The 8,141-nt window shown below is 60.3% G+C and carries 5 protein-coding genes and 1 pseudogene; 4 read left to right on the forward strand and 2 right to left on the reverse strand.

The window, feature by feature from the left end; translation table 11 throughout:
- Positions 1-407 precede the first annotated feature (407 nt).
- From ACF8EF_RS16325 to ACF8EF_RS16335, 3 genes are all read left to right on the forward strand, one after another.
- A complete protein-coding gene (locus ACF8EF_RS16325) occupies positions 408-3,287 on the forward strand; it encodes a ribonucleoside-diphosphate reductase subunit alpha (protein WP_176685118.1) in 2,880 nt (959 codons plus the stop codon).
- A gap of 139 nt (positions 3,288-3,426) precedes the next feature.
- Positions 3,427-3,558 (forward strand): hypothetical protein, encoded by a 132-nt coding sequence (locus tag ACF8EF_RS16330; protein WP_256122383.1) that lies wholly within the window; start codon positions 3,427-3,429, stop codon positions 3,556-3,558.
- A 442-nt stretch (positions 3,559-4,000) separates the two neighbouring features.
- Positions 4,001-5,251 carry a ribonucleotide-diphosphate reductase subunit beta gene (locus tag ACF8EF_RS16335; protein ID WP_060498595.1) on the forward strand — a complete coding sequence of 417 codons (1,251 nt, stop codon included), beginning with the start codon at positions 4,001-4,003 and terminating at the stop codon, positions 5,249-5,251.
- A 437-nt stretch (positions 5,252-5,688) separates the two neighbouring features.
- Here ACF8EF_RS16335 and ACF8EF_RS16340 read toward each other — a convergent pair.
- Positions 5,689-5,844: pseudogene (locus tag ACF8EF_RS16340) on the reverse strand (type II toxin-antitoxin system RelE/ParE family toxin); the annotation flags it as partial.
- Positions 5,845-5,864: 20 nt separating this feature from the next.
- Positions 5,865-6,104: a type II toxin-antitoxin system RelB/DinJ family antitoxin gene (locus ACF8EF_RS16345; RefSeq protein WP_004577199.1), complete on the reverse strand. Its 240-nt coding sequence runs from the start codon at positions 6,102-6,104 to the stop codon at positions 5,865-5,867.
- A gap of 758 nt (positions 6,105-6,862) precedes the next feature.
- On the opposite strand from ACF8EF_RS16345, the gene ACF8EF_RS16350 reads away from it, so the two are divergent.
- On the forward strand, positions 6,863-8,101 hold the full coding sequence (locus tag ACF8EF_RS16350; protein ID WP_176685119.1) for an OprD family porin: 1,239 nt from the start codon (positions 6,863-6,865) through the stop codon (positions 8,099-8,101).
- Positions 8,102-8,141 lie beyond the last annotated feature (40 nt).

Raw genomic sequence — 8,141 nt, forward strand, 5'->3', positions numbered from 1 at the left:
TCGCAGTGAACCACTAGATATAGGGTTTCGTGCAAAATCACACACAAAAGTCAACCCGCAAGATCAAGCGATTTTCCGGGCGGAACTTGAGGTGATTTCAGCAGCCAAACCGCTCCTGCGGAGGCGACCGAGGCAAGCCCTTCCAGGGCCTTGTTCGGGCATGGGTGTTGCAGGCCAGGCCTGGCATCCATCAGCAACAGATTTTGGGCCCTGCCCAGAACCTTTGACTTCGGCCAGGGAGCGGCAAGCCATTGCCCCTTATTCCTGAGTCTGTCCCGAAGTCGGTACGCCCGTGCGGGCGGATGCGCATGCTTTGCGCATCCCCGCTGGGCCATCGAGCAAGTGGACGGAACGGTGGGCGCCCATAAGGCGCCTGAACAATATAGAAATTGTGGAGACACCCACCCATGCAAACCGACACAACTCGCGAGAACCCGCAGGCCAAGGTGCCGCAGGCCGCCGATTCCAACCAGGATCTGGCTGCCACCGCCCCTGGCCAACTGCGCGTGATCAAGCGCAACGGCACTGTCGTCCCTTACACCGACGACAAGATCACCGTGGCCATCACCAAGGCGTTCCTCGCAGTTGAAGGCGGTACCGCCGCCGCTTCGTCGCGCATCCACGACACCGTCGCGCGCCTGACCGAGCAGGTTACCGCCACGTTCAAGCGTCGCATGCCATCGGGTGGCACCATCCACATCGAAGAAATCCAGGACCAGGTCGAACTGGCCCTGATGCGCGCCGGCGAGCAGAAAGTCGCCCGCGACTACGTGATCTACCGTGACCAGCGCGCCAAGGAGCGTGCCACCCGCGCCAACACCGACGCCGTGGTCGAACCGCACCCGAGCATCCGCATCACCCTGGCTGACGGCAGCCTGGCGCCGCTCGACATGGCCCGCCTGAACACCATCATCAGCGAAGCCTGCGAAGGCCTGGCCGAAGTCGATGGCGACCTGATCCAGCGCGAAACCCTGAAGAACCTGTACGACGGCGTGGCCATCAAGGACGTCAACACCGCCCTGGTGATGACCGCCCGTACCCTGGTGGAGCGCGAGCCGAACTACTCGTTCGTTACCGCCCGCCTGCTGATGGATACCCTGCGCGCCGAAGGCCTGGGCTTCCTGAATGTAGCCGACAGCGCCACCCACCACGAGATGGCTGACCTGTACGCCAAGGCCCTGCCGGCCTATGTCGCCAAAGGCATCGAGTTCGAGCTGCTGAACCCGGCCATGGCCGACTTCGACCTGGAAAAGCTGGGCAAGGCGATCAACCACGAGCGCGACCAGCAGTTCACCTACCTGGGCCTGCAGACCCTGTACGACCGCTACTTCATCCACAAGGATGGCGTGCGCTTCGAGCTGCCGCAGGTGTTCTTCATGCGCGTGGCCATGGGCCTGGCGCTGGAAGAAAAAGACAAGGAAGCCCGTGCGATCGAGTTCTACAACCTGTTGTCGTCGTTCGACTACATGGCCTCGACCCCGACCCTGTTCAACGCCGGCACCCTGCGCCCGCAGCTGTCCAGCTGCTACCTGACCACCGTGCCGGACGACCTGTCGGGCATCTACCACGCGATCCACGACAACGCCATGCTGTCGAAATTCGCCGGTGGCCTGGGCAACGACTGGACCCCTGTGCGCGCACTGGGCTCGTACATCAAGGGCACCAACGGCAAATCCCAGGGCGTCGTACCGTTCCTGAAAGTGGTCAACGACACCGCCGTTGCGGTCAACCAGGGCGGCAAGCGCAAAGGCGCCGTGTGTGCGTACCTGGAAACCTGGCACCTGGACATCGAAGAGTTCATCGAGCTGCGCAAGAACACCGGTGATGACCGCCGTCGTACCCACGACATGAACACCGCCAACTGGATTCCTGACCTGTTCATGAAGCGTGTCTTCGATGACGGCAAGTGGACCCTGTTCTCGCCTTCGGAAGTGCCAGACCTGCACGACCTGACCGGCAAGGCCTTCGAAGAGCGCTACGAGTACTACGAAGCCCTGACCGAGTACAACAAGATCAAGGTGTTCAAGACCGTCCAGGCCAAAGACCTGTGGCGCAAGATGCTGTCGATGCTGTTCGAGACCGGCCACCCATGGCTGACCTTCAAAGACCCGTGCAACCTGCGTTCGCCGCAGCAGCACGTGGGCGTGGTCCACAGCTCGAACCTGTGCACCGAAATCACCCTGAACACCAACAAGGACGAGATCGCGGTCTGCAACCTGGGCTCGATCAACCTGCCGAACCACATCGTCGACGGCAAGCTGGACACCGCCAAGCTGCAACGCACCGTGAACACCGCCGTGCGCATGCTCGACAACGTGATCGACATCAACTACTACTCGGTGCCGCAAGCGCGTAACTCGAACTTCAAGCACCGTCCGGTCGGCCTGGGCATCATGGGCTTCCAGGATGCGCTGTACCTGCAGCACATTCCTTACGGCTCCGATGCTGCCGTCGAGTTTGCCGACAAGTCGATGGAAGCGGTCAGCTACTACGCCATCCAGGCTTCCTGCGACCTGGCCGATGAACGCGGCGCCTACGAGACCTTCCAGGGTTCGCTGTGGTCCAAGGGCATTCTGCCGCTGGATTCGCAACAGATCCTGATCGAGGCCCGTGGCCAGAAGTACATCGACGTCAACCTGGAAGAAACCCTGGACTGGGCGCCGGTACGTGCCCGCGTACAGAAAGGTATTCGTAACTCGAACATCATGGCCATCGCACCAACCGCGACCATCGCCAACATCACCGGCGTGTCGCAGTCGATCGAGCCTACCTACCAGAACCTGTACGTGAAGTCGAACCTGTCGGGCGAATTCACCGTGATCAACCCGTACCTGGTTCGCGACCTCAAGGCTCGCGACCTGTGGGACTCGGTCATGATCAACGACCTGAAGTACTACGACGGTTCGGTACAGCAGATCGAGCGTATCCCGCAAGAGCTGAAAGACCTGTACGCCACTGCGTTCGAAGTCGAGACCAAGTGGATTGTCGATGCGGCTTCCCGTCGCCAGAAGTGGATCGACCAGGCGCAGTCGCTGAACCTGTACATCGCCGGTGCATCGGGCAAGAAGCTGGACGTGACCTACCGCATGGCCTGGTACCGTGGCCTGAAAACCACCTACTACCTCCGTGCCCTGGCCGCGACCAGCACCGAGAAGTCGACCATCAACACCGGCAAGCTCAACGCCGTTTCCAGCGGTGGCGACAGCGCCCCGGTCCAGGCAGCCGGCCCTGCGCCAGTGCCAAAGGCCTGCGCGATCGACGAGCCTGACTGCGAAGCCTGCCAGTAAGGCCTGAATGCCGTGCGGGGTGCCTACGGGTGCCCCGCGCGGCATTTTTGTATCCGCGCCTCGGAGAAACCTTGCCCTTTGCCCACTGTTCACGCAGCTCGGTAAAAGAACAGGACCTCTCAAAACAGGACGCACACCCATGGCGCGGAAGAAAGTGGCAACTCGCAAGATTGGCCGCAACGCCGAAACCGGCCGTTTCACCTCGGTCGAACAGGCACGCAAGCACCCCAAGACACACATTGTCGAAACGCTGCACACCCACCGCAGCTAGTGGTAGCTGGCCTCATCGCCGGCAAGCCCGCGGTGAGGCCGGTTCCGACAACGCAGCCCTCATCAAAACACCATATGATGTGCCTTAAAATTTAAACTGGCACAACATATAGGTTGGCGCTACACTCTCCCCCCGTAGAAGAAGCCACCTGTTTCGTGAACCGACGCATGCCAAACCGGTCGAAAAAGTTACCCTCGCCGGCAACACGCGCCCCCCGATCGAAGGTGATTTCCGGTATACTTTGCGCCCTCTGAAAAGAGCACCTATTCAATTGTCCTGGCCCCTCCCAGAGGCCTGGCCAGGTACAAGCCAGAACACATTCAGATGTAAACGAGAGTCAGCCTCTCGAGCTGCCCATTCGCCATTACGGCCTTGCGTCAGGCATCACATTCTTAAAATCCAACCGGTTGCCTCTGGGCGACCCTCAAGCAGGAGCCAAACCATGCTGAGCTGGGACGAATTCGACAAAGAAGACGGCGAAGTAGCCGCCAAAGGCAACACCCCTGCGCAGGCCGCTGCCACCGCCACCCTCGACAAGCTCGACAGCGCCGGTGGTGCCGCCGCCCTGGAGGCCCGTGCGGCCACCGCTTCTGACTCCGAAGCCGTCAAACGTGCCAAGGCTGCCCTCGACGCCCTCGACGTTGCCGAAGGCCTGGCCGAGCTGGAAGGCTCCTCGGCCCGCGTTGCAGTGGATGAAAAGCGCATGATCAACTGCCGCGCCGACCTCAACCAGCTGGTGCCGTTCAAGTACGACTGGGCCTGGCAGAAGTACCTGGACGGCTGCGCCAACCACTGGATGCCGCAAGAGGTCAACATGACCGCCGACATCGCCCTGTGGAAGAGCCAGGACGGCCTGACCGAAGACGAGCGCCGCATCGTCATGCGCAACCTCGGCTTCTTCTCCACCGCCGACTCGCTGGTTGCCAACAACCTGGCCCTGGCCGTGTACCGCCTGATCACCAACCCGGAGTGCCGCCAGTACATCCTGCGCCAGGCCTTCGAAGAGGCGATCCACACCCACGCCTACCAGTACTGCATCGAGTCGCTGGGCATGGATGAAGGCGAGATCTTCAACATGTACCACGAGATCCCGTCGGTCGCTAAAAAAGCCGCCTGGGGCCTGAAGTACACCCGCGCCATCTCCGACCCGGAATTCAACACCGGCACCGTCGAAACCGACAAAGAGCTGCTGCGCAACCTGATCGCCTACTACTGCGTCCTGGAAGGCATCTTCTTCTACTGCGGCTTCACCCAGATCCTGTCCATGGGCCGCCGCAACAAGATGACTGGCGTTGCCGAGCAGTTCCAGTACATCCTGCGTGACGAGTCGATGCACCTGAACTTCGGTATCGACGTGATCAACCAGATCAAGATCGAAAACCCGCACCTGTGGGATGCGGCGATGAAGGAAGAAGCGACCCAGATGATCCTGCAAGGGACCCAGCTGGAGATCGAATACGCCCGCGACACCATGCCACGCGGCGTGCTGGGCATGAACGCGGCGATGATGGAGGACTACCTCAAGTTCATCGCCAACCGTCGTTTGACCCAGATTGGTTTGAAAGAAGAGTATCCAGGGACTACCAACCCGTTCCCATGGATGAGCGAGATCATGGACTTGAAGAAGGAGAAGAACTTCTTTGAGACGCGTGTGATTGAGTATCAGACGGGTGGTGCGTTGAGCTGGGACTGATCGTCCGGGCTGAGCATCGAGAAGGCTGCCGATTGGCAGCCTTTTTTTATGATTTTCCCCAAGAGTCCTGACGTCAGTTACGAAGATTGATTTCTTAATCCTATAAAAGACCGCCCCTGCGAAGGCCCATGTGAACAGGGGGCCATTTATTGCCTGTGCTGGCCTCTTCGCGGGTGAACCCGCTCCTACAGAGATCGCAGTTTGCCGGGGTTACCTGGCAAGCTGGTCTGCCTGACTTGGCAATGAGCCCTCTGGGCTGATGGGGGACCTGTGCGGGTTCATCGAGGCGTTGAACCGCCGCGAACACCGGCGAAGCCGGTGCCATACACCGAGTCGGATTCTTCGCGGGCAAGCCCGCTCCCACCGAAGCACAGCTCTAGCTTTGAGGCGGTGTTTTACCTTGAGATTTCGGCCTGGGGCTGCCAAACCCTATAGGCCTACTCAAGTCGCTCAGCAGCCTTTTTGTAAGCTTGGTTCCGCTCACGGCGATCGACAGCGACGACAAAAACCATGATCTCTTGGTCAATGACCTGATAGACCAGCCTGTACCCACTGCTGCGTAGCTTTATCTTGTAGCAATCTGGCAGCGAATGCGCGGGAATCGAAGTCGAGGCTATAGGTCATCCAGCTGAACCCTCACGCGCTGCGGAGAAGCAAGCCGCTCTTGTACGGTAGCAATGAGATCTTCATCTTCCTCGGTCATCAGGACCGGCCGGAAGGGTAGCTTGCCCCGCTCAGCTACATATTGCAGAGCCTGACGCATGAGTTCGGAGGGGGTGACACCGAGGCGATCGAGCTCTTTGTAGGCGCGGGCTTTGAGATCATCGTCGACGCGGATATTGATAGAAGCCATGACATAGCCCTCATGTAAAGACGATTGTCATTACACTGCACTGATCGTGGGACTCTGCAATGGCAGTTTGTCTGCCGGAAGTGACCACAGCGCCATTCCCTTCAAATGAAGAGGCCTCGCCCCTGCCGACAGGAGGGGTACGGCACCAGCAAGGATGCCGGGACTGGACATGCCAGTCTAAGTGGTCAAGGGCGAGGCCAGATCTAAAGATAGCGCAGGCTCGGGGATGGGGCCACCGCTGTTACGATTTGATTTGTAACCCTGTCCCCGGTTTGCGGTGCGAGGCAACCAATGGGGTGGATGGCACGGGCTTTACCCGTGTTCGCGGGCAAGCCCGCTCCTACCAGTAGATCGTGTACGTGCGTGGCATGGTGCAAGGCAGTTGTAGTATGTCTGCAGCGCGTTCAGGGTAGAGCCTCTGCCGCTCAGTTTTTGGCGTCTAGTACCCTATTTGCTCTGCGATCAGCCGTTGACAGCCCACCTCCCCCTTGCTAATAATCGCCCACAGTTGTACGACAACACATAACAAAAACAACAATTCGTGGACGAACCCATGTCGACACCCATCCCGCTGCACCCGCACCTGTTGCACACCCCTCTTCCCCCGGACAGCTCGCGTACGCCTGCCAGTACGTAGCGCCCGGTTACAGCGCATTCACCCCTGGCCCTGACCGGCCCGTTATCTACCCGCCCCTGCCGCAGGCCGCTTGCGCGTGCCCGGTGGACGGGCTGCCACACCCTTAGGGAGCACAACAATAATGAAAATCTGCCACACCCTACCCTTCGCCCTGCTTGGCGCCGGGGTTATCGCCGGCCTGCCGGGCACCAGCCTGGCAGCGGGATTTGTCGAGGACAGCAAGGCCACCCTCGGGCTGCGCAACTTCTACATCAACCGCAACTTCACCAACCCCAGCAACCCGCAAAGCAAGGCCGAGGAGTGGACGCAAAGCTTCATTCTCGATGCCCGCTCGGGGTTCACCGAAGGGCCAATCGGCTTTGGCGTGGATGTGCTGGGGCTGTGGTCGGTCAAACTCGACGGCGGTGGCGGTACCTATGGCACGGCGTTGCTGCCACGCCATGACGATGGCAAGCCGGCAGACGACTACGGGCGCCTGGCGGTGGCGGGCAAGGCACGTATTTCCAAGACCGAACTGAAGATCGGTGAATGGATGCCGGTGCTGCCGATTCTGCGTTCGGACGACGGGCGTTCGTTGCCGCAAACATTTCGTGGCGGGCAGGTGACCTCCAACGAAATCGCCGGGCTGACCCTGTACGGCGGCCAGTTCCGCGGCAACAGCCCGCGTAACGACGCGAGCATGGAAGACATGAGCTACGGCGGCGGCGTGTCGGACCGTTTCAACTTCGTCGGCGGCGAGTACAAGTTCAACCAGGACCGCACGCTGGTGGGGCTGTGGAATGCGGTGCTGAAGGACGTGTACCAGCAGCAATACCTGCAACTGAGCCACAGCCAGCCGGTGGGTGACTGGACCCTGGGTGCGAACCTGGGCTACTTCCATGGCGACGAGGACGGCTCCGAACGCGCCGGGCAGCTGGACAACAAGACCTACTCGGGGATGTTCTCGGCCAAGTACGGCGGCAGCACCTTCTGGGTAGGGCTGCAGAAAGTCGATGGTGATACCTGGATGCGGGTGAACGGCACCAGTGGCGGGACCTTGGCCAACGACAGCTACAACTCCAGCTTCGACAATGCCAACGAGCGTTCGTGGCAGGTGCGCCATGACTTCAACTTCGTCACCGTCGGGGTACCGGGATTGACCCTGATGAACCGCTACATCAGCGGGCGCGATGTGCACAGCGGGGGCGTGAGCGATGGCAAGGAGTGGGTGCGTGAAACGGAGCTTGCGTATGTGGTTCAGAGCGGGGCGTTCAAGGATTTGAGCGTGAAATGGCGTAACGCGTCGATTCGCCGGGATTACAGCAATAACGAGTTCGATGAGAACCGGTTGATCTTCAACTACCCATTGTCGTTGCTCTGATCAAGACCTGCGGGTTTACCCGCGAATACGGTGGCGATGG

Origin of the sequence: Pseudomonas sp. zjy_15 (genome assembly GCF_043101865.1) — a bacterium.
Lineage (GTDB): Bacteria > Pseudomonadota > Gammaproteobacteria > Pseudomonadales > Pseudomonadaceae > Aquipseudomonas > Aquipseudomonas putida_Y.